We start from the raw sequence: 22,365 nt of genomic DNA, 5'->3' as shown, positions 1-22,365 counted from the left end.
TGTCCGCGCCTTCCATCAGGAACGTCAGGCAATCTAAGCATATGGAAAAGAGCTAAGTTAAATCAAAGAAAGAACAATCATAAAATTTTTTGAGACTAAGTGGCTAACTTGAACTTGAAATTTACAACAAAATTTCAAATAAAAAATAAGTAAAAAAAAAAGAATAATTTATCTTATTCTTTCAATAATTAAGAGCATTGGGGGATGATTTATTTGATTGATAAATTGATACGCCAATACTTGATATTTTTCTTGCGGAAGTTTTTCTAATTTTTCAAATAATTTTGTTTTTTCAGTCATACCATTGTCATGACCAGAATATATAACGAGGATAATTTGTCCGTAAAGAGCCAAATTATCCAATATATCCTGAACCGCTTTAAAAGTACTCGGAAACTCTGTTGTTACATTATGATCGCCACCTGGAAGATATCCTAAATTGAAAATAGCCCCTTGGACAAGATTGTCATCAATATAATCGGAAACATTATCATGAGAATCTAAAATAAATTTATATGATGCTTTTGTAAAATGATCTAATGATTCGACTCTTTTTTTTGAATTTTGAATGGCTATTTCTTGAATATCGAAGCCAATAAGAGAACCAGTAAAATCCTTTAACGATAGTAAAAAGGCACTGTCATGGCCATTCCCAAGAGTTGCATCGATGAATAATCCTTGGGGATTTTTTTGAACCTGTTGTTTTAAGAGTTGATGACTGTATTGTAAAGCGTTGTACATTTTATATTCCTCCTCTGTTACATTCATGTTACATATATTAAAACTAAAATAAAAGACTTGAAATGTGAACTTTTAATGAATTAAATTAGCTATAATAGATGAAGATTATAATATATTATTATATAGTTTGACAGTGGAGGGTAATTAAGTGAAGAGTAGACATGAAATAATGAAAGCCAAGGCAAGATTAGTAAAACAAAATAAAGCTAAAAAGGCAATGAAACATATCAATGCTGGATTAGTGCTTATGGCTGCAGGTGCTGTCTTAAGTCATGTGTCAGCGAATGAGGCTGTTGTTGTACAAGCACAATCAAGTAGTCGTGTTAGCCAATCAGATTTTTTAGGATTAATTACGGATTACGCAAAACAAATTGCTTCTGAAAATGACTTGTATGCATCAGTAATGATTGCCCAAGCTGCATTAGAATCAGGATGGGGTAATAGTACTTTATCAAAAGCACCTAACTACAATTTATTTGGTATTAAAGGTGAATATAACGGAAACTCTGTTGTAAAAGATACATTAGAAGACGATGGATCTGGAGAGTATTATCAAATTCAAGATGCTTTCCGTCGTTACGATAATTATGGTGAATCTTTAACTGACTACGCGTCGTTATTAACAGGGGATAATGATGTCAATAACTGGCGTTATAACTTCTATTCAGGTGCACGTTACAGCAATACGAATTCGTATCAAGATGCAACGGCTCATTTAACTGGTCGTTACGCAACTGATACTCGTTACGGGGACAAATTAAACCGTATCATTGCTGAAAATAATTTAACACAATATGATTTCGCAAGTTCAGATAAACCAGTAAGCGTCGTTCCTTCTACACCAGAATCTAATACAGGTTCTAACGAAGCAGGTTCAATTGCAGGAACTTATACAGTTAAAGCAGGAGATGGTTTCTGGGGGATTGCACGTCGTTTTGGAACGACAGTTGAAGCCCTTAAAGCTGCGAACGGTACAACTAGTAATTTAATTCATCCAGGTCAAGTCATTAAATTACCTGGTAACTCAACAATTGTTGAAAAACCAAGTACACCACCAACAAACTCAGATAACACTTCGGAAAACACTGAAGCAATTACAAGTGTGGGTGGTTCATATACAATTAAACGTGGCGATGGCTTATACGCGATTGCTCGTAAACATGGTATGACGTTGAACCAACTTAAATCATTAAATGGATTATCAAGTAACTTAATCCATCCAGGACAAGTATTAAAAGTAAGTGGAGCAACTCAAGGAAACACTGAGTCTTCAACTAATACGTCACCGAATACAGATTCAACAAATACTAAACCAACTGAACCTACAAACAATGGTGGTTCAACTAATACATCTGGTTCATACTTAGTTAAGGCTAGCGACGGTCTATACCGTATCGCAGTAAACCATGGTATGTCATTAAATCAATTGAAAGCATTAAACGGCTTATCAAGCAATTTAATTCATCCAGGACAAGTACTAAAAGTTTCAGGTGCTACAACAAGTACACCAGCTTCTACAGTAGAAGCTAACGAAGTATCACAACCAACTGTTGTTGAAGAGGACAATACGTCAACAACAATTGTTGAACCTGAAGCGGCGCCAGTTGTTGAAGAAACAGTCGTAGAAGATACAGTTGAAGCTCCAACGAATTCATCATATACAGTAGCTGTTGGCGATACTTTATATAGTATTGCACGTCGTAATGGCTTAAATGTTAATGAATTAATTGAAAAGAATAACGGTTCAACAACAATCTTTATTGGACAAACAATTGGATTGAACTAATACAGTTAGTTTGATATAATTCAAAAAGAATTTATATAAAACTTTACTTAGAAATAGTAAATAAAGTCATTGTTTAGAGAGCTTATGGTTGGTGAAAATAAGTCAATCGCTTTGTTGAACTCGTCTAATTAGGTGCTTACTTGAAAGTAATGATAGAGTAAGCCGTGTTGACCGCGTTAAGGTACTTAAGATGACATTATTGTCATAAACATAGGTGGTACCGCGGTCACTCGCCCTATATTATTTAGTGAATATGCTAGATAATATAGGGTGTTTTTTATTTTTTGAGAGAATTTTATTTTAATATAGATTAAAACAGTGCAATTTTCACTTTTTATTGTAAATATTGTATAATGAAAAAGAATTTATAGATTATTGGAGGAAGAAAATGAGTTATCAACATCGTATCATTGAAAAGAAATGGCAAGAATATTGGGACAAGAATGAAACATTTAAAACAAAGGATCGTGGTGTCGATCATCCTAAATATTATGCGTTAGATATGTTCCCATATCCATCAGGACAAGGCTTACACGTAGGGCATCCAGAAGGGTATACAGCAACTGATGTGATTGCTCGTATGAAGCGTGCTCAAGGTTTTGATGTTCTACATCCAATGGGATGGGATGCTTTTGGTCTGCCAGCAGAGCAATATGCCTTAGATACAGGGAATAACCCGGCTGATTTTACAGAACACAATATTCAAACATTTAAACGTCAAATCAAATCACTTGGTTTTAGTTACGATTGGGACCGCGAGATTAATACAACGGATCCAAATTATTATAAATGGACACAATGGATTTTCACCAAATTATTTGAAAAAGGTTTAGCTTATCAAGATGATGTGATGGTTAACTGGTGTCCGGCATTAGGAACTGTATTAGCGAATGAAGAAGTAATTGATGGTGTTTCTGAGCGTGGGGGACATCCTGTTTACAGACGCCCAATGAAACAATGGGTTTTAAAAATTACTGAATATGCTGAAAGATTAATAGAAGATTTAGATGAAGTTAACTGGCCAGACAGTGTGAAAGAAATGCAAAAACATTGGGTTGGTAAATCTGAAGGTGCTATGATTAAATTCAAAGTTGCAGATTCAGATAAAGTCATCGAATCATATACTACGCGACCTGATACGTTATTCGGGACTTCTTATGTTGTATTAGCACCGGAGTTAGATATTGTAAATGACTTAATGACTCCAGACCAAGAAGAAGCAGTCCGTGCATATATTAGTGAAGTTGAAACTAAGAGTGAATTAGAACGAACATCATTAAATAAAGACAAGACAGGTGTATTTACAGGGTCATATGTGATTAACCCAGCAACAAAACAAGAAATTCCAATTTGGATTGCTGATTACGTGATTGCTTCCTATGGTACGGGTGCGGTTATGGGTTCAGCAGCTCATGATGAACGTGATTTTGCATTCGCCACTAAATATGACCTACCTATTGTACCAGTGATTGAAGGGCCAGAAAAAGAAGTGCCATATTATGGCGATGGACCACACATCAACTCTGAATTCTTAGATGGATTAAACATAGAAGATGCAATTCAAAAGATGAATACTTGGTTAGAAGAGAATGATTTCGGTGAACGCCAAATCAATTATCGCTTACGTGATTGGGTGTTCTCTCGTCAACGTTATTGGGGAGAACCGATTCCAGTGATTCATTGGGAAGATGGGACAACAACAGCTGTTCCTGAAAATCAGCTACCAGTTACTTTACCAGTAACAGACAAAATTCAACCAAGCGGAACTGGAGAATCACCATTAGCAAACATTGAAGAGTGGGTTAACGTTACAGATCCAGAAACAGGAATGAAAGGCCGTCGTGAAACAAATACAATGCCACAATGGGCAGGTAGTTCATGGTACTTCCTACGCTTTATGGATCCTCACAATGAAGACGCATTGGTTTCTCAAGAAGCTTTAGAAAAATGGGAGAATGTTGATTTATATATTGGTGGAGCTGAGCACGCTGTACTTCATTTATTATACGCTCGCTTCTGGCATAAATTCCTTTATGATATCGGTGTCGTTCCAACGAAAGAACCATTCCAAAAATTATTTAACCAAGGTATGATTCTAGGTGAAAACAATGAAAAAATGTCTAAATCAAAAGGGAATGTTGTTAACCCAGATGATGTAGTGAATGAATATGGAGCAGATACATTACGTGTTTACGAAATGTTCATGGGTCCATTAGACGCTTCAATTGCTTGGAGCGAGAATGGATTAGAAGGTAGCCGTCGTTTCTTAGATCGTGTATGGCGTCTATTAATTAACGAAGATACTTTAGCATTGGCAGATAGTGTCAAAGAGTCAGATAGTAAAGAGTTAGAAAAAGTTTATCACCAAACAGTTAAAAAAGTGACTGAAGATTATGAACAATTACATTTTAATACAGCAATCTCACAAATGATGATTTTCTTAAATGAAGCTAAAGATGCGGATGTTTTACCAATTCAATTTGCTGAAGGTTTTGTAAAATTACTTGCACCATTAGCACCACACTTAGCAGAAGAGATTTGGGAAAAACTAGGTCATACTGAAAGTATTTCAGAAGAAGCATGGCCAACGTTTGTTGAAGAATTAACTGTGGATGACCAAGTAGAAATTGTTATTCAAGTGATGGGTAAATTAGTTACAAGATTAGATATTGATGTTAACCTAGATAAAGAAGTAGTTGAGGAATTGGCTTTAAGTCAAGAGTCTGTACAAGAAGCCATTAAAGGGAAAACAATCCGTAAAGTAATTGTTGTACCGAATCGTTTGGTGAACATAGTAGCAAACTAGTTTAAAGGAGGAAGTGCTATGAGTAAACAGCACAATGATCGAGATAACTCGAATGATTTATCTAATCAACAACCTTACAATAGAGACGAATTTCAGACCATAGAGTTTACCGAAGAAGAAAAGAATATCCTACGTCGGCCGAATCGACAGCCAATCGATGGAGATTATTTTGCTCAAACTGAAATGACTAAGGAAGAATTAGAGAATCTAGATCGACCCGAAAGAGATGAAGATTTAGATGAAGCAAGGACATCTGAAGCTGAACCATCATCTAGCACACCGACTGTGAATGAATTTCGTTATAAGCCCTTGCGTGAACGAAATAGAGAAAAAGAAATGTTGGAAAAGGAAAAGGAACAACAAGAAAAGCAAAAACCAAAAGAGAGAAAAAAATTATTTGGTGATGTATTTAAACCAACATATGAAGAACGCTACGATCTAACAGAGTTGGAAGATATTACAGATTATAATCAATTCCAAGAAAGTGAAAAAAGATTGTCAGAAGAGAAAGAAAGGAAAGATTCTGTATTTAAAAATCTTTTCTCTCGTAAGGCAGAAGACCATTCCGAAGTTGAAGGTATGGATTACTCGGATTCAATTGAAACTGACAATTTTGAAGTTAAAGAATCAGAAAAGAGCGAGACAGGACTTTTCAGTTCTGTGAAAAACTTATTCTCTTCTTCTGATGAAACCGATGAATCTGAAGTTAAACAAGAAGAAGCAGAACAAGATGCGAAAGATAATCTTGAATTCGAAGAATCAGTGAATCAAACCGATTGGTTAAATCAAGATAATTATACGGAAGAATTAGTTACAGAAGAGGAGCTGACACCAGATTACAGCGACTTAGATGAGGAAGAATCAATTGAAGCTGATTTAGTTTATGAAGAAGATCAAGAAGTTTATCCGGCAGAAAGTGGTATCGAAGCTAGCTATCAATCAGGAGATAATGCATCTGACGAAGACGAAGAGAATTTCGATGAAGCTGATGCGATGGATATCACTGATTTGGATGAGGACGAATCTCAATCAGAAACATCTTTAGAATTTGAAGACGAAATCACTGCATCAGACTTTGATGAAGAAGAGGAAGTAAACAGTGAATCTGACTCTGAACCAGATATCGATGAACAATTCAAAGATAAGGACCTCACTGACGAAGAATTAGATCAATTAAGTGAGAAAATTAGCCAAGATACAGATATCATTGAAAACCCCATTCTAACGGATCAAGTATTAAATGAGTATTACTCTCAAAACGATACGGTCATTGAGGAACGACTCGAAGAGGAATCGGATGAAGAAGACGAGAAGTCAGGGATTACAAGTGGTGCTTCTTGGCTAACCATTGGTAATGTTCTCTCTCGTGTCATTGGAGCGCTTTATGTCATTCCATGGGCAACATGGTTAGGAGCTGAATATACGCAAGCCAACGTACTATATAGTGCGGGTTACAAGCCATATTCATTAATGCTGGCAATAGCGACGGCTGGTTTCCCAAGTTCAATTGCAAAACAAATGGCTTATTATCACTCTTTAAAAGAGTACAAAACAGCTGATAAGCTCTTCAAAAACAGTATAATTATTATGTTGTTAACAGGGGTGCTATCAGGCGGATTGTTATTTTTAATCGCGCCAATATTAGCCGAAAATACATCAACAACCAATGTTGAAGGAGCGACGATGGTTATTCGTTCATTATCACCGGCACTATTAATTCTTCCGGCAATGAGCTTACTCCGTGGTTATTTCCAAGGATTTAATGACATGAAACCAACCGCTATTTCTCAGATTATTGAACAATTTGCTCGTGTTGGATACTTATTAGCAGCTACTTACGCCATTATGATGATTTATAGTGGTGAAGTAACTCAAGCTGTTGTTCACTCAACATTTGCGGCCTTTATTGGAGCTCTAGGAGCACTATTATATTTAATATTTGAATATATTAGACGCTTACCAGTAGCTAAACGCTTAATTGCTAAATCGGCAAACAATGTGAACTTAGACTTTAAAGAAAGTATCAAAATTATGGTTGTCGATAGTATTCCATTTATCTTATTAGGATCAGGAATTATTATCGCTCAGTTAATTGATACATATACTTTCGGACAAATATTAGAATCAACGTCAGCCTTACTATTCACTGAGATTGAAGAACTCTATGGGGTTCTAAGTTTAGATGTGGATAAACTTGTGATGATTATTATTTCATTAGCAGTTGCGTTAGCTTCTTCATTAGTACCCGTTATTTCGAAGAAATTTGCACAAAGAAATATTGCAGGTACGAGCGAATTAGTTGAACATATTACGGTATTATTCAGTATCGTCATGATTCCAGCAGCATTAGGAATGGCATCAATTGCTAATAATATTTACTATTTATTCTATCCAAATGGATCAGAAGCAGGGCCAGGACTTTTAATTACAGCCTCAATTTCTAGTATCGTACTAGGGGCTTATACGGTGTTCTCGACAATCTTACAATCGATGAATTATCGTCGCTTAGCGGTACGTTTCCTATTAATTGGACTTGTAGTTAAAGCAATTTTACAATTCCCATTTGTTGCTTTATTTGAAGCACATGGTGCGTTAGTTTCAACGGCTATTGGTTTCTTAGTTTCAACTGTATTGATGTGGATCAAGTTGAGTCGTGAATTAGACTTTAATTACCCTAGATTGAATAGCAGTATCATCAAGATACTCATTGCTTCGGCATTAATGACAGTTTCAGCAGCTATGTGGAATCAATCATTAAACCTTCTATTCGGTCCTGTTGGACGCGGATTTACTTTCCTTAAAATCGTCATTGTCATCATTATGGCAGTACTTGTTTATGGAAGTGTTCTCGGTATTATGAACATGTTATCAGTCTTAATTGGTAATCGATTTAAAGATATTCAAGATAAAATGAGGTTAATGTAATGAGATTAGATAAATTATTAAGTCATGCAGGATATGGCTCACGAAAAGATGTAAAAAAAATTATTGTGAGTGGTTCAATAACTGTAAATGATAAAGTAATCAAAAAAGTGGGACACAATGTGGATCCAGAAATTGATACAATTCAATACATGAACGAGCCTGTTTTATATCAAGAATACTACTATGTCATGTTAAATAAACCAGATGGGATTATTAGCGCGACAGAAGATAGAGAATATGAAACGGTGATTGACTGGGTTGAATTAGACTTTGGCCATGCTCAACTCTTTCCAGTTGGAAGATTGGATATAGATACAACTGGTTTCCTTCTTTTGACGAATAACGGACAATTAGCACATCAATTACTTTCACCCAAGAAAAAAGTGAAGAAGCGTTATGAAGCTTTAATTGAAGGTGTGGTGACAGAAGAAGATATTCAAAAGTTTGACAAAGGACTTGATTTGGGTGATTTTATTACTCAGTCAGCGAATTTAGAAATACTTGAAGTACACCCTGAAATTTCCCAAACATTAATTCATGTGGAGATTACTGAAGGTAAATTCCATCAAGTAAAGCGTATGTTTGAAGCGGTGGGCAAGGAAGTTATCCAATTGCACCGTATTTCTATGGGCCCTTTAAAGCTTGACCCCGAGTTAGCTCTTGGTGACTACCGAGAATTAACAGAAGCGGAGATGGATCTATTAGTTCCATACGGCTTAGAGTAGTTTATCAAGGTTAATGAATAAGGAATTGCATGTTAAAAAAACAATTCTTATATTCATTAGCCTTTTTATTATGGAATGAAAAAATGTTCATTGTGAATAAGTTATTTAACTTTTTGCAACAAGAGATTAGTGATAGAATAGTAATAATGAAATTAGTGAAGGAGCATTATTCATAATGAAAAATATAAATTGGTTACAAGAAGTAGAATCACGTCAAGACGTCTTACTTAAAGATTTATTTCGAATTCTGGAAGTAGAATCAATCAGAGAAGATGACTTAGCGACAGAAGAAACACCTGTGGGACCAGGTCCGAAACGTGCTTTAGAAGAGTTTCTTGCGATGGCCAAAGAAGACGGTTTTGAAACTGAACAATTTGGACCTTGGGCTGGTCACGTGAAAGTGGGCGAAGGAGACGAGCTCTTAGGTGTTTTAGGACACGTGGATGTTGTCCCTGTAGGGACTGGTTGGGATACGGATCCATTTAAACCAGAGATTATTAATAATTGTATTTACGCTCGTGGTTCAAGTGATGATAAAGGGCCAACAGTGGCAGCTTACTTTGCAGTAAAATTATTACGAGAACTAGGTGTAAAATTCAACAAACGCATTCACTTAATTGTTGGAACAGATGAAGAAAGTGGATGGCAATGTATGGATTATTACTTCCAACATGCGCCAATGCCAGATTTAGGCTTCTCACCAGATGCGACTTTCCCAATCATTAATGGTGAAAAAGGGAATGTATCAGCCATCTTTGATTTAAAATTAGGTGAAACACTCGAAGCAGACAATCATTTAGTTAAATTAACAGCCGGCTTACGTGCGAATATGGTACCACAAGATGCCACAGCAATTATTCAAACGAATGATGCTGCTAACCTATCTAAAGCATTCCAAGAGTTTATTGATGAGCATGATGCTTTATCTGGAGACAGCAGTATTGAAGGAGATCAATTAACATTAGACTTAGTAGGTAAAGCAGCCCACGGTTCGACACCTGAAAAAGGTGTGAACGCTGGAACTCATTTAGCGAAGTTCTTAGAAAACTATGCATTTGATTCAAAAGGAGCTCAAGATACGATTCAATTATTAGCGCGTGAATTATTTGAAGGCTTCGATGGAAGTAACATCGGTGTGAATTACACACATGAAGTCATGGGCGATGTGTCAATGAATGTGGGTATCATTGATTTTGATGACGCACAAGGTGCTAACATTGACGCGAACTTCCGTTTTCCAAAAGGAACAAACCCAGAAACAATTCAAGAACAAATTAATACGCATCTATTAGCCTATGATGCGACAGTGACAATGTCTGATTCAAAAGAACCTCATTATGTCCCAGGTGATGATCCATTAGTTCAAACACTTCTTGATGTATATGAAAGACAAACAGGTGAAAAAGGTGTTGAACAAACGATTGGTGGAGGAACATACGCCCGCTTAATGCCTAGAGGAGTTGCATATGGTGCCTTATTCCCTGATTCAATTGATACAATGCACCAAGCAAACGAATTTATTGCTTTAGAAGATTTATTCAGAGCGACGGCAATTTACGCTGAAGCAATCTATGAGTTAACACGTTAAAATGTTAGAGAAAGAAATTATCCGCTCGAAGAAAAACGCACAAGTTAAAGCTTGGAAGAAGTTACTTACGAGCAAAGGGCGTAAGAAAAGTCAAAGTTTCTTGATTGAAGGTACCCATTTAGCATTAGAAGCAATTGAATGGAAAGTTCCAGTAAAGCAGTGGATTATGACAGAAGACTATTATCAACAGAATAGTCAGGCATTAAGCCTCTCATCAGAAGCACCCATTACAGTGATTGATGGTGATATCGCCAAAGAACTATCCGCTACTCAAACACCACAAGGCGTTTTTGCTGAAGTTGAAGCGACAGGAAAGCAATCTGAATTGGTCAAAGGGGCACGCTATTTACTAGTAGATAAGGTGCAAGATCCTGGTAATTTAGGAACAATGATTCGTACCGCAGATGCGGCAGGTTATGATGCGATAATTATCGGAGAAGGATCTGTAGATATCTATAATGAGAAAGTCGTCCGTTCAACCCAAGGTTCTTTATGGCATTTACCTGTCATTGTAATGCCTTTACCTCAAGCGATTGAAGAATTAAAAGCTATAGGAGTACAAGTATTAACTACTGTCTTAAATAAAGAGGCCATCTCTTATAAAGAGACAGATCAAACAATGCCTGTAGCGATTGTAGTAGGTAATGAGGGGCAAGGTGTAAGTGAAGAAATTCAAGCAATCAGTGATCAATTAATCTTCATTCCCATGCTAGGCAATGCAGAGTCGTTAAATGTAGGTGTAGCGACTGGAATTTTATTATTCCATTATATTAAAATGTAATTATTACAGTTATGTTTCATGAACTTTATGTAATATTAATATTATCTTCATACTTTATTTGAATTATTGTTGTATAATAAATGCAATCACAATATTTGGAGGAATATATTTGACTTTAAAATGGCAAAAAGATCCGGAATATTTAGCTCTCGTTGAGGATTTATTAGATCACGAGTTGGTTCAAAAATTAGAAATGTACAAGCATCACCAAGTAACTAACCGCTTATTACACTCATTATCGGTTTCTTACCGTAGTTACCGTTGGGCTAAACGACTAAAATTGAATACAAAAGCTATTGCTAGAGCTGGACTATTGCATGATTTATTTTTCTACGATTGCGAAACAAAGCATGAAGTAGGAGGAAAAGGTCATAATTTCGAACATCCACGTATTGCATTAGAAAACGCAAAAAAACTTACAGAGTTATCTGAGTTAGAATGCGACATTATATTGAAGCATATGGCTGGAGCAACACGCGACGTGCCTAAATATGCTGAAAGTTGGATTGTTACTTTAATGGATAAACACAGTTGTATTGCAGAATTAACGACCGGAGCATTTAGCTTCATTTATCGTCATACTGTCAAAGCCATGGACGTAGCATACAATCCAAATCAAATGAATTAATCAGTTTGACTTTAATATAAAGAGTTACTATAATAAGATAATGAATTATTAAACATATAGAAGAAACTAGTAAGAACCGCCATCGACAGGGATATTTAGCATTGACTGAAACTAAATAACATAAGCCGGTTTCTTACGTTCAATTTCGGAGTGGATCTGTAAAGAATTCTTATTAGAATTTGAAAAAGATACCTAAAGCCTAGGTTACCGGCGTAAGAGCTTAGTTAATTATTCTTTAACTAAGAATTAGGGTGGTACCACGGTAGCGCGTCCCTTTTTTGGGGCGTGCTTTTTTATGTATTTATTTAAAAAAGGAGAAAAACATGACATCAACTATTGAACAATTAAAGTCATCAATTGAAGCTTTAGCACAAGATGCTGCTAAAGAAATTCAAGCGAGTGACTCAACTAATGCACTTCAATCAATTCGAGTAAAATTTACTGGAAAAAAAGGTGAATTAACTCAATATACGAAAGAAATGCGCCACTTATCTAATGAAGAAAAGCCAGAATTAGGTAAAGCGATACAAAATTTCCATTCAATCTTCAATGAAGCCTTTGAGAAACAAACAGCGCTCATTAAAGCGAAAGAGTTAGAACAGCAATTAGCAAATGAAACGATTGATGTGACATTACCAGGGTATGCTCAACCATACGGCACACGACATATCTTAACGCAAACTTTAGAAGAAATTGAAGATTTCTTTTTAGGGATGGGTTATCAAGTTGTCGAAGGTCCAGAAGTGGAATTAGACTCTTATAACTTTGAACGTATGAACTTACCAAAGAATCATCCAGCGCGAGATATGCAAGATACATTCTATGTAGATGATGAAGTACTTTTACGTACACATACGTCACCAGTACAAGCACGTACAATGGAAGTCCATAATTTTGAAGAAGACGGCCCATTAAAAATGATCAGTCCAGGTAAAGTGTTCCGTCGTGATAGTGATGATGCAACGCATTCACACCAATTCCAACAAGTGGAAGGCTTAGTGATTGCTGAAGATATCACATTGGCTGATTTAAAAGGGACATTATTATTATTAGTTCAAAGATTATTTGGTGAAGAACGTGAAATTCGTCTTCGTCCAAGTTTCTTCCCCTTTACAGAACCATCAGTAGAGGTTGATGTGAGCTGCTTTAAGTGTGGTGGAGAAGGATGTTCTGTATGTAAACAAACAGGTTGGATTGAAATTTTAGGCGCTGGAATTGTTCACCCGCGCGTTCTAGAAATGTCTGGGATTGAAGTTGAGAAATATAGCGGTTTTGCGTTTGGTTTAGGAATTGAACGTGTCGCAATGCTTAAATATAACATCGACGATATTCGTCATTTCTATCAAAATGATTTAAGATTCTTAAAACAATTTAAAGGAGGTCAAAACTAATATGTTAATTTCACTCGAATGGTTAAGTGACTTCCTAGACCTATCAGATATTACAGGCTTAGAATTAGCTGAACGTATGTCAAGAACAGGAATTGAAGTTGAATCCGTTGAAAATATTGGTAAAGGTTTAAATAATATTGTTGTCGGTGAGGTTGTAGAACTTGTGCCACATCAAGATAGTGATCACTTAAATGTGGCACAAGTTAATGTAGGTAGCAGTGATTTAAGTCAAATCGTCTGTGGAGCTCCAAACATTAAACAAGGTCAAAAAGTAATTGTTGCCTTACCAGGCGCAGTATTGCCTGGCGGACTGGAAATATTAGAAAGTACATTACGCGGTGTGGACTCAAATGGTATGATTTGTTCTTTACAAGAGCTTGGCTTTAGTGACAGTGTTGTTGCTAAAGAATATGCCAAAGGGATCTTTATCTTACCTGAAGATGCCCCAGTAGGCGAAGACATTGTGTCATATATGAAATTAGATGACGATATTATTGAATTAGATATTACACCTAACCGTGCTGATGCTTTAAGTATGTATGGAACAGCTTACGAAGTGGGAGCAATTTATGATCAAAAACCACAATTTAATTTAATTGAAGAGCGAGACTTTGCAAAAGATTCTAAATTGGGACAAGTTCAAATTGAAGTTGAAAGTCCAGAATTATCAAATGCGTACCAAATCCGTTTAATTGAGGACGTCGAAGTAAAAGCGAGCCCACTTTGGGTACAACTCCGTTTAATGAAAGCTGGAATACGTCCGGTAAATAATATTGTTGATACAACAAATTACTTCTTATTATTATATGGACAGCCTATGCATGCATTTGACTTTGATCAATTAGAGTCAAAAACAATTAAAGTAAAGTCAGCAGCTAAAGGAGATACTTTAACAACTCTTGACGGTGTTGAAAGAACATTAGAACCAACGGATACAGTCATTGCATCAGGAGACCAACCTATTGCTTTAGCAGGTGTTATGGGTGGTTTAGATTCGGAAGTGACGAACAATACTAAGAATGTCTTATTAGAGACAGCTATATTTGATTCACAACGAGTTCGTTCGTCATCTAAGAAATTTGCTTTACGTTCTGAATCAAGTGCTCGCTTTGAAAGAGGAATCAACGTAAGTAAATTAAATGAGTCAGGCGAACAAGCTGCTTTATTAATGGCTCAATTATCAGGTGGACAGATCGCTGATGGTGTTAAAGAGTTTAACCAACTCAATACGGACAATGTTAAAATTAGCGTTCACAATAACTCTCCAGAGAAGAAATTAGGTATAACTTTAACGAAAGACGACATCGTTAAAATTATCGATCGTTTAGGCTTTGAAGTTGAGTTTAATGAAGAAGAGTTTATTGTGGATGTGCCAGCAAGACGTTGGGATATTTCAATTGAAGCGGATATCTTAGAAGAGATTGCTCGTATCTATGGTTATGATAATATTCCAACAACATTACCAACAACACCGAGTCAACCAGGACGTTTAACTCAAAGACAACAATTAATTCGTAAAACAAGAACTGTAACGGAAGGCTTAGGCTTAAACCAAGCGATTACTTATGTCTTAACATCTAAAGAACATGCTAGTTTATTAAAATCTGACGATCATTCATTAGTTGAGTTAGAATTACCAATGAGTGAAGAACGTACGGTTCTAAGACAAAGTATGTTCCCAGCTTTAATGGAAATCGCACAATATAACCAAGCACGACAAAACAAAGATTTAGCTTTCTATGAAACAGGACGTGTTTTCTTCGGACAAGGTACACATGTTCAACCGAAAGAAGAAGAACGATTAGCGATTCTACTTTCTGGAGAATATAAAGGATCTCAATGGTATGAAAGTAAAAAGAATTATGATTTCTACGTACTAAAAGGGATGTTAGAAACATACTTTGAAAGCTTACGAATTGCTTCACAAATTGAATTTAAACCGACATCAGAGATCGATGTGATGCATCCAGGTAGAACGGCTATCATTTCATTAGCGGGTGAAGATATCGGATTTATGGGACAAATTCATCCATTAGTGACTGAAGAATTTGATTTAAATCAAGGAACATTCTTCGCTGAGATTGAATTAGATAAATTAGTTGCTTATCCGACAGCTGATTTAGTTCAAACTCCAATTGCTAAATACCCATCAACGTCACGTGACTTAGCTTTATTAGTTGACGATACGTTATTGCATCATGAATTAAATTCAACAATTGCAGAAAATGGAGGTCAGTATTTAGTTTCGATTGAGTTATTTGACCGTTATGTTGGTGAGAACATTCCAGAAGGTAAGCAATCATTGGCTTATCATATGACTTTCCAAAACCCGAATGAAACATTGAAAGACGAAGATATCGAAAAAGTAATGGCTAACATTACAGATGCTCTGAAAGATATAGATGGTTTAGAAATTAGATAATATGATAAAACAGCACTTATTTTTTAAGAGTGCTGTTTTTGTAATATTCATTCATTTTCTGAAGAATTCTTCCGAAAAAATGTGACATAATCTTCAGAAAAAAGAATAGTGCATATAAAAGATTTATGCAAAATATTATATATAAATAGTTTTAAAAACTAATAAACATCGAATGTTATAAAAATATTGAATTTACTAATAAACAATATTTTACATTGTTTCAATAAAGTTACATATATGAATGGTTTGTAAAGAAATGATTAAAGCGCTTATATCAATATGTTATAAGGTCTTTTGCTCGAGGTATATCATTTGAAAAAAATAATAATAATGATTATGATATATACAACATAAATATTTTATTTCTTTTTATTTATGATTATAAGGAGGATTAATTATGAAAAAACAATTGAAGAAATTAATTTTAGGGACATTAAGTGCAGGTTTAGTATTATCATTAGTACCAGCAACAATCTTTGCAAGTGAGACTACTGAGACAAGTGAAGAAACTGAAGAGGTAGCAACAGAAGAGACAGAAGAATCTTCTGAAGAAACTGAAGAAACTGAATCAACTGAGGAAACTTCAGAAGAGTCTACAGAAGACACTGAAGCAACTGAAGGTGAAGAAGATTTAACACCAAGTGCAGACAACCCTTACTCTGAAGCTGAAATCACAGAATTCATCAAACCAACTGAAGAATGGGATCCAAACTTAGTATTAGAAAGAGCTGACTTAGAAGCTGGTTATCAAGAAGTATTAGATACTGCGAAAGAACGCTCGATGAATGACGAAGTGAATTTAACGTTTGATGAAGTGGTAGAGGTTATGGGTGACGATCCAACATCGGTATCTGAAACAGATAATGGTGAAATATTTAGATACGTTTCAATTGAAGATGACATCGTACAAGTTGTTCGTTTCCAAACATATGTGAATTCTGAAGAAGATGGACCAGAATTAACAAACGTTGAATACCAATACAAGACAGCAAAAATGTTCGAACGCTTAGAAACAACTGTTGAAGATTTACAAACATTATTTAACGAAGGTGACTTAGCCGCATTTACTGATACATTTGGCCAACCAGAAGTGGTAACAACATCACTATTCCCTGAACGTTACACTGAAGCATTCTTATGGTCAGTTGTTGAGAATGAAGACGTTGAAGTTGGAGAAATTGCTGCGGTTGAAGTTCAAACTGAAAATGATGAGTTAACTAACTTAGCATACTATGAACAAGAAGAATTAGAAGACGAAGCATCTACTGAATCAGAAGATTCAGCAACAGAAGAAGATTCAGATGCTGAAACTTCAGAAGAATCTACTGAAGAAGAAAGTGCAGAATAATATAATTGTATCAAACTAACTCCAATTTGCTTGTAACAAATTAATACGAGGAGGTGAGAACCATGGAACAGGTATTAGAATTGCAAAAACTGGATTTAGATAATAATGTTTCACCCATGAGCAGTAGTAATAGTAATAATTGTGGAGATATAATTATCATTACTGGTTAATGATGACAATCAAAAGATAAAAAGTTCTCCTACAAAAAATGCAGGAGAACTTTTTATCTATTATTAACTGTTTCAATAAATCAAGGAGCTATAAGAACGAAAAAAATTGAAAGCAGGAAATTATATGTCTAGAACTAAAAGCATTTACAATGAGACCTTAGCAAGTAAATATAATAATAAAGATATACTATCTAAATCTGTAGATAAAATACTAGATGATCAATGGAATTTCTATGAGAAAGATATTTTTATTAATTGTAATTTTTCAGGCAATAAAATACCTGATCAAGGGTGGAAAATCCATGTATCTTGTACTTTAAAAAATGCATTGGATATATTGAATATTGTTACAGAAACATTAAAAAAGGAAAAAGTGAATTTTAAATATGTAAAAAATACTGAACTATTAAATATAATGTATAAAAAGAATTTCTCAAGAGTGGGTGCTGGGAAGTTTATTACTATTTACCCGAATAATGAAGAACAATTTATAGAGTTACTTGAAATACTTTATTTTAAATTAAAAGATTTTGAAGGGCCATATGTATTAAGTGATAGGAGATATAAAGATTGTGCCGTTTTATATTATAGGTATGGAGGCTTTAAAGAAATAATCAGATATGATGATGAAGGAAAAAAGAATACTTAATATTAGATAGCGACAATGAATATATTATAGATAACAGATTGGCATATTATTCTCCTCCAAAAGGTCAGGATGAAATCATATCTTATAAGGCTAGCAATGAACAAGAAAGCCCTAATGATTATGTTTTTAAAAAAGCTCTAAAATTTTCAAGTTTGGGTGGGGTGTATTTAGCTGAGGATATTAATGGAGAAAATGTGATTATAAAAGAAGCGCGCCCCTATATTAACTATTTTCCAAATGGCATTATGGGGACTGATCGACTAAAATCAGAATATAATCTGTTGAGTTTTTTCTCTAAGCATACTAATGTTCCTAAAGCTCTTGATTTTTATAAACAGTGGGAGCATTATTTTTTAGTTGAAGAATTTATTGATGGTAAAACACTCTACAATTTTTACATGGATGAAACACCAATTCTAGATGTTGACTTTAATGGAAAAAAATGGAATGAATATTTAATAAAAATTTGTGATATATTTATACAGATAACAGACATATTAGAATGTATCCATGATTATGGATACATATATGGAGACTTATCTCCAAACAATGTAATGATTACTGAAGACCATAAAGTTTATTTGATTGATCTTGAGAGTAGTATAAATATAAATGAAATTAATTTAGCATCACAAACGTTTGAATATACAGAAGAAATTACTAGTAATAATTTCTTCCAGTCAGATATCTATTCCATTGGACTTCTTTTATTAAGTTGTCTGATTAACCGAAACCGCTTGTACTTATTAGATGAAAGCAAAATAGAGGATGTTATACAGCAACTCTTTTCAAATTATACTTTTCCTATTGAATTGAAAGAATTAATTTATAGTTTAATTGATGCGGACCATGCTAATCGACCATCGACTAAAGAGATAAAAGAAAACCTATCTGAAATAAAGGAAATTCTTAATGAGTTGGAAATTAATGTAATTGAAAACAATACCTCTTTAAAGAAAAAAATTGATGAAGTAAAATACTCAGTAAAACCTTTATTAAATGGGATAAATAGTTATAGAGAAAAATCATTGTCAGATGTATATTCTACTTCAGATATTATTGATAACCTTTACAATTTTAGTAATGGTCTTTTAGGTATTGCTTACACAAAATTTAAAATGAATGAAGTAAGTAGTAACGATATGCAAGATATTGAAACTGTCATTAGTGAGAGTAAGTATTGCCCTGAAGGTTTATACACCGGAAGAAGTGGCATTGCTTGGAAGCTATCAGAAATGGGCTTTTTAAAAGATGCAGAAAAAATTTTCCCTTCTACAGTAACTGAAAGTTCAAATTTATCTTTATACTCTGGTTTAGCAGGAATTGGATTAGCTAATATATATTTTTATAATAAAACCGGAAAAAGACATTATAAGAAAAATTCAATTAAAATCGCTGATTATATTATAAGAAATATAGATTTATGTTCTGATATAGGCTTTAAAAAAGGAAGAGCAGGAATTTCATTATTTCTTTTAGAGATATATAAGGTCACAAACTATGAAAAGTATTTATATATGGGTGAGTTTTTTCTAGAGTATGATATGGAGTATATATACCATCATAAGTCTGGTGCGTTACTTCTCTCTACTGAAGCTGATAGTAATGATTTTTTGTCGCCATATTTTATTGATGGAAGCGCGGGTATCTTAACAGTTCTTGCGAGATATTATAAAGTTACAGGAAAAGAAGACTATAAGGAACAGTGTAGAAGAATTGCAGATACTTTATTGATAAAACATCATACCTCTCCTTCTCTATTCAGAGGTTTAGCAGGGATTGCTAATGCATTATATGACTGCTACTTATTTTTAAATGAGGCTAGTTATTATGAAGAATCGGTAAATCTTTTACGGGAATGTTTACGTTATGCTGTGAAAAATAATAATAAGTGGGAATTACCCAATCGAACTTTAAATTATCTTTGTTTTGATATAGCAGAAGGATCTGCTGGAGTGTTATTAATTATTGATCGAATTATAAATAATAGAAAAATAAATCCTTTATTTTTTATAGACAATACCGAGGAGCGGATAGTACTGTGAAAATTTTTAGAAAACACCCTATTTATTTAATAATTATTTTGATTTTAACGGTTTGTTCTTCTGCTTCAAGTGTTTATGCAGGTTATTCTCTTGGGTTACTATATGAGAGCTTAGAACAAACTTCGTTTCAACTGTTGTTTCGAAATAGTTTCTTCATTATTTCTATTTGGATATTGTCAATTGCTATTAATTATATACTAGATTGTATGATTGCATACACTCTAAAAGTTATTAATGTTGATATAAGGAAGACTTACACCCATGATATTTCAAATTTAAAGTACAGAGATTATACTAGAAATAATACAGGGTATTATATATCTAGGCTGACTAATGACATTGAACGTTTTGATGAGAGTGCTTTACTAAGCATTTTTTCATTAATGGGGAATATGCTAAAAATGCTATTTTCGTTCATAGCAATAACATCGATGCATTCATACTTAGCCTATTTTACAATAGCATCAACCTTTATAATGCTTATAATTCCGAATATAACAAAACCAATAATTGGAAAATATTCAAATAATGTGTCAAACCGACAAGAAGCTTTTGTAGGAATTTTAAATGAAACATTCTCCAATTATATCGTTTTTAAAACCAATAATTTAATGAAAAAATTTAGAGATAGAATAAACAATGAATCTAATAATTTAGAGCAAGATAAGTTGAAATTTCAGTTTATAAAAGACTTAATTATGAGAATAAATTCGGCAATTAATATTCTATTTCAAATTGGAACTTTGATGTTTACAGTCTATTTAGTCATAAATAATGCCGTTTATCCAGGAGCAATTCTATCAATAGCTAATTTAGTAGGAGTTTTCTTTAGCTCTTCTTTAGGAGTTTTTAATGATATTGTGACGTACAATTCTTCTAAACCAATAACAAATAAATTATCTGAATTTGATTGGCTAAATGAACAAGATTATAACACAGCCTCAGTAGCCTTGACCGATCAAATACAAAGTATTAAATCTGGAAAATTATCTTTTAATTATGATGAAAACATGAGTATATTTAATGATATTAATTTAACTTTTGAATTTCCTAATAAATATGTAATCATTGGAGAAAGTGGTTCTGGTAAATCTACTTTATTGAAATGTATTGCAGGTCTCTATGAAAGTTATAGTGGAAAAATATTTTATAATAACTTTCCCTTAAAAGAATTAAATTTACCTGATGTATGGAATCAAGTTGTTTATTTAGATCAAACATCAACCCTATTCACGGGAACAATTAAAGAAAACCTTACTTTAGGAGAAGAATACAGTGAGGAAGAGATCATAGAAGTTTTAGAGAGAGTTAACGCTTACAATTTTGTTTGTAGTAATGACGAAGGACTCGATTATATGGTCACAGAGGGGGGGAAAAATTTTTCAGGAGGACAAAAGCAACGACTTGCCATAGCGAGAGGACTATTGAGGAAACCTAGAATTTTATTAATTGATGAAGCAACCTCAGCATTAGATGAACGCAATAAAAAACTGATTGAATCAACTATATTACAAGATCCAGAATTAATGGTTATCATGATTTCACATAATATAAATCAGGACACTGAAGCATACATTGATAAGATAATTCAGCTTGATGATATACAATAATAATTTACAAAGGAATAATTATTGTTAGTTTTCTTTTTAGTGCCATCTTTACTAATAAAATGGCCAGCTGTTTATCAAATATTAAATTGTCTGAATAAAAAAAGTAAAATCAAAACCAATTCAATTTATAATGAGGAAAGTTTTGATTTTATTTTTTTAAAGCTTGAGCTAGTTAATCACGGGAACAGGTTGAGATGTGCTTTTTTCATGTCTTCTGCTCCAAAAGAGCTTCATTATTTGGTTAATGCTTTGGAAAGTGCCATAAAGATACATCGAATAGCTAGCTAAAGTACAGCGTGACAATACCTCAATAACATTATTATATTGGGGCTGGGAATTAAGTCGCCCTAAATAATAAAAATGCGATGAACCAATCAGAATTCTGATTGGTTCATCGCATTTTATATTTTTGATTGAAGAACTCCGAGAAGCTTCTGCTTGTCTTCTTGCTTCGATTGCTAATTTTGTTAAATTCATGCTCATAAGCATGATACCTATATCATTATGTACTTCTTGTTTACCTCTCACATGTGACTACTGCCACACATTTGTACCACTGATGCCAACTTTCTTACCACTGTTTGCCAAAGAATGTACCACCTTTTGCCAGCTTAATGTACCACTTGTTTATGGCAATATAATAATACATAAGATTGCAGCCTAAAAGTACATAACCAGGCAACAAAAAAAGCCTTGTTAGTCATCCAGTTTACCTCTAAAGTTTAAGTTACGACGCTTAACTTGGAGGAA

At 34.1% G+C, this 22,365-nt stretch carries 16 protein-coding genes and 1 other annotated feature; of the genes, 14 read left to right on the top strand and 2 right to left on the bottom strand.

Annotated elements, in window-relative coordinates:
* Positions 1 to 168: 168 nt before the first annotated feature.
* Complete coding sequence (locus ACEN3Z_RS08340) at positions 169 to 741, bottom strand: tRNA (mnm(5)s(2)U34)-methyltransferase (protein WP_407090494.1); 573 nt, start codon at positions 739 to 741, stop codon at positions 169 to 171.
* Positions 742 to 889: 148 nt separating this feature from the next.
* On the opposite strand from ACEN3Z_RS08340, the gene ACEN3Z_RS08335 reads away from it, so the two are divergent.
* From ACEN3Z_RS08335 to ACEN3Z_RS08270, 14 genes are all read left to right on the top strand, one after another.
* Positions 890 to 2,527, top strand: a complete 1,638-nt coding sequence (locus ACEN3Z_RS08335; RefSeq protein WP_407090493.1) for a LysM peptidoglycan-binding domain-containing protein — start codon at positions 890 to 892, stop codon at positions 2,525 to 2,527.
* A gap of 35 nt (positions 2,528 to 2,562) precedes the next feature.
* Positions 2,563 to 2,768, top strand: a binding site (T-box leader).
* A 147-nt stretch (positions 2,769 to 2,915) separates the two neighbouring features.
* On the top strand, positions 2,916 to 5,333 hold the full coding sequence (gene leuS, locus ACEN3Z_RS08330) for a leucine--tRNA ligase (RefSeq protein ID WP_407090492.1): 2,418 nt from the start codon (positions 2,916 to 2,918) through the stop codon (positions 5,331 to 5,333).
* Positions 5,334 to 5,351: 18 nt separating this feature from the next.
* Positions 5,352 to 8,258 (top strand): oligosaccharide flippase family protein, encoded by a 2,907-nt coding sequence (locus ACEN3Z_RS08325; RefSeq protein WP_407090491.1) that lies wholly within the window; start codon positions 5,352 to 5,354, stop codon positions 8,256 to 8,258.
* A complete protein-coding gene (locus ACEN3Z_RS08320) occupies positions 8,258 to 8,983 on the top strand; it encodes a pseudouridine synthase (RefSeq protein ID WP_138405015.1) in 726 nt (241 codons plus the stop codon). Before ACEN3Z_RS08325 ends, ACEN3Z_RS08320 begins: the two co-directional genes overlap by 1 nt.
* A 175-nt stretch (positions 8,984 to 9,158) precedes the next feature.
* On the top strand, positions 9,159 to 10,571 hold the full coding sequence (gene pepV, locus ACEN3Z_RS08315) for a dipeptidase PepV (protein WP_407090490.1): 1,413 nt from the start codon (positions 9,159 to 9,161) through the stop codon (positions 10,569 to 10,571).
* 1 nt (position 10,572) lies between these two features.
* On the top strand, positions 10,573 to 11,352 hold the full coding sequence (locus ACEN3Z_RS08310; protein ID WP_407090489.1) for a TrmH family RNA methyltransferase: 780 nt from the start codon (positions 10,573 to 10,575) through the stop codon (positions 11,350 to 11,352).
* A 109-nt stretch (positions 11,353 to 11,461) separates the two neighbouring features.
* Positions 11,462 to 11,980 (top strand): HD domain-containing protein, encoded by a 519-nt coding sequence (locus tag ACEN3Z_RS08305; RefSeq protein WP_235888802.1) that lies wholly within the window; start codon positions 11,462 to 11,464, stop codon positions 11,978 to 11,980.
* Positions 11,981 to 12,303: 323 nt separating this feature from the next.
* Positions 12,304 to 13,371 (top strand): phenylalanine--tRNA ligase subunit alpha, encoded by a 1,068-nt coding sequence (pheS, locus tag ACEN3Z_RS08300; protein ID WP_138405012.1) that lies wholly within the window; start codon positions 12,304 to 12,306, stop codon positions 13,369 to 13,371.
* 1 nt (position 13,372) lies between these two features.
* On the top strand, positions 13,373 to 15,793 hold the full coding sequence (pheT, locus tag ACEN3Z_RS08295) for a phenylalanine--tRNA ligase subunit beta (RefSeq protein WP_407090488.1): 2,421 nt from the start codon (positions 13,373 to 13,375) through the stop codon (positions 15,791 to 15,793).
* A 397-nt stretch (positions 15,794 to 16,190) separates the two neighbouring features.
* Positions 16,191 to 17,141 (top strand): hypothetical protein, encoded by a 951-nt coding sequence (locus tag ACEN3Z_RS08290; RefSeq protein WP_407090487.1) that lies wholly within the window; start codon positions 16,191 to 16,193, stop codon positions 17,139 to 17,141.
* A 62-nt stretch (positions 17,142 to 17,203) separates the two neighbouring features.
* Positions 17,204 to 17,311 carry a class III lanthipeptide gene (locus ACEN3Z_RS08285; RefSeq protein ID WP_197105242.1) on the top strand — a complete coding sequence of 36 codons (108 nt, stop codon included), beginning with the start codon at positions 17,204 to 17,206 and terminating at the stop codon, positions 17,309 to 17,311.
* 124 nt (positions 17,312 to 17,435) lie between these two features.
* Positions 17,436 to 17,960 carry a hypothetical protein gene (locus ACEN3Z_RS08280; RefSeq protein WP_407090486.1) on the top strand — a complete coding sequence of 175 codons (525 nt, stop codon included), beginning with the start codon at positions 17,436 to 17,438 and terminating at the stop codon, positions 17,958 to 17,960.
* Positions 17,961 to 17,998: 38 nt separating this feature from the next.
* Positions 17,999 to 20,005 (top strand): lanthionine synthetase LanC family protein, encoded by a 2,007-nt coding sequence (locus ACEN3Z_RS08275; RefSeq protein ID WP_407090485.1) that lies wholly within the window; start codon positions 17,999 to 18,001, stop codon positions 20,003 to 20,005.
* Entirely contained in the window at positions 20,002 to 21,615 is a 1,614-nt protein-coding gene (locus tag ACEN3Z_RS08270) for an ABC transporter ATP-binding protein (protein WP_138405579.1), read from the top strand. Before ACEN3Z_RS08275 ends, ACEN3Z_RS08270 begins: the two co-directional genes overlap by 4 nt.
* A gap of 168 nt (positions 21,616 to 21,783) precedes the next feature.
* On the opposite strand, the gene ACEN3Z_RS08265 is transcribed toward ACEN3Z_RS08270, so the two are convergent.
* Positions 21,784 to 22,143 carry a hypothetical protein gene (locus ACEN3Z_RS08265; RefSeq protein ID WP_138405578.1) on the bottom strand — a complete coding sequence of 120 codons (360 nt, stop codon included), beginning with the start codon at positions 22,141 to 22,143 and terminating at the stop codon, positions 21,784 to 21,786.
* Positions 22,144 to 22,365 lie beyond the last annotated feature (222 nt).

Source organism: Ruoffia sp. FAM 26254, assembly GCF_045528545.1.
GTDB classification, from domain to species: Bacteria; Bacillota; Bacilli; order Lactobacillales; family Aerococcaceae; genus Ruoffia; species Ruoffia halotolerans.
This window is presented reverse-complemented; position numbering and strand designations above follow the sequence as displayed.

Coding starts and splice junctions, on each gene's coding strand:
- pheT (WP_407090488.1), top strand. CDS start 13,373: ATGTTAATTTCACTCGAATGGTTAAGTGACTTCCTAGACCTATCAGAT.
- ACEN3Z_RS08325 (WP_407090491.1), top strand. CDS start 5,352: ATGAGTAAACAGCACAATGATCGAGATAACTCGAATGATTTATCTAAT.
- ACEN3Z_RS08310 (WP_407090489.1), top strand. CDS start 10,573: ATGTTAGAGAAAGAAATTATCCGCTCGAAGAAAAACGCACAAGTTAAA.
- pheS (WP_138405012.1), top strand. CDS start 12,304: ATGACATCAACTATTGAACAATTAAAGTCATCAATTGAAGCTTTAGCA.
- ACEN3Z_RS08320 (WP_138405015.1), top strand. CDS start 8,258: ATGAGATTAGATAAATTATTAAGTCATGCAGGATATGGCTCACGAAAA.
- leuS (WP_407090492.1), top strand. CDS start 2,916: ATGAGTTATCAACATCGTATCATTGAAAAGAAATGGCAAGAATATTGG.
- pepV (WP_407090490.1), top strand. CDS start 9,159: ATGAAAAATATAAATTGGTTACAAGAAGTAGAATCACGTCAAGACGTC.
- ACEN3Z_RS08290 (WP_407090487.1), top strand. CDS start 16,191: ATGAAAAAACAATTGAAGAAATTAATTTTAGGGACATTAAGTGCAGGT.
- ACEN3Z_RS08340 (WP_407090494.1), bottom strand. CDS start 741: ATGTACAACGCTTTACAATACAGTCATCAACTCTTAAAACAACAGGTT.
- ACEN3Z_RS08285 (WP_197105242.1), top strand. CDS start 17,204: ATGGAACAGGTATTAGAATTGCAAAAACTGGATTTAGATAATAATGTT.
- ACEN3Z_RS08280 (WP_407090486.1), top strand. CDS start 17,436: ATGTCTAGAACTAAAAGCATTTACAATGAGACCTTAGCAAGTAAATAT.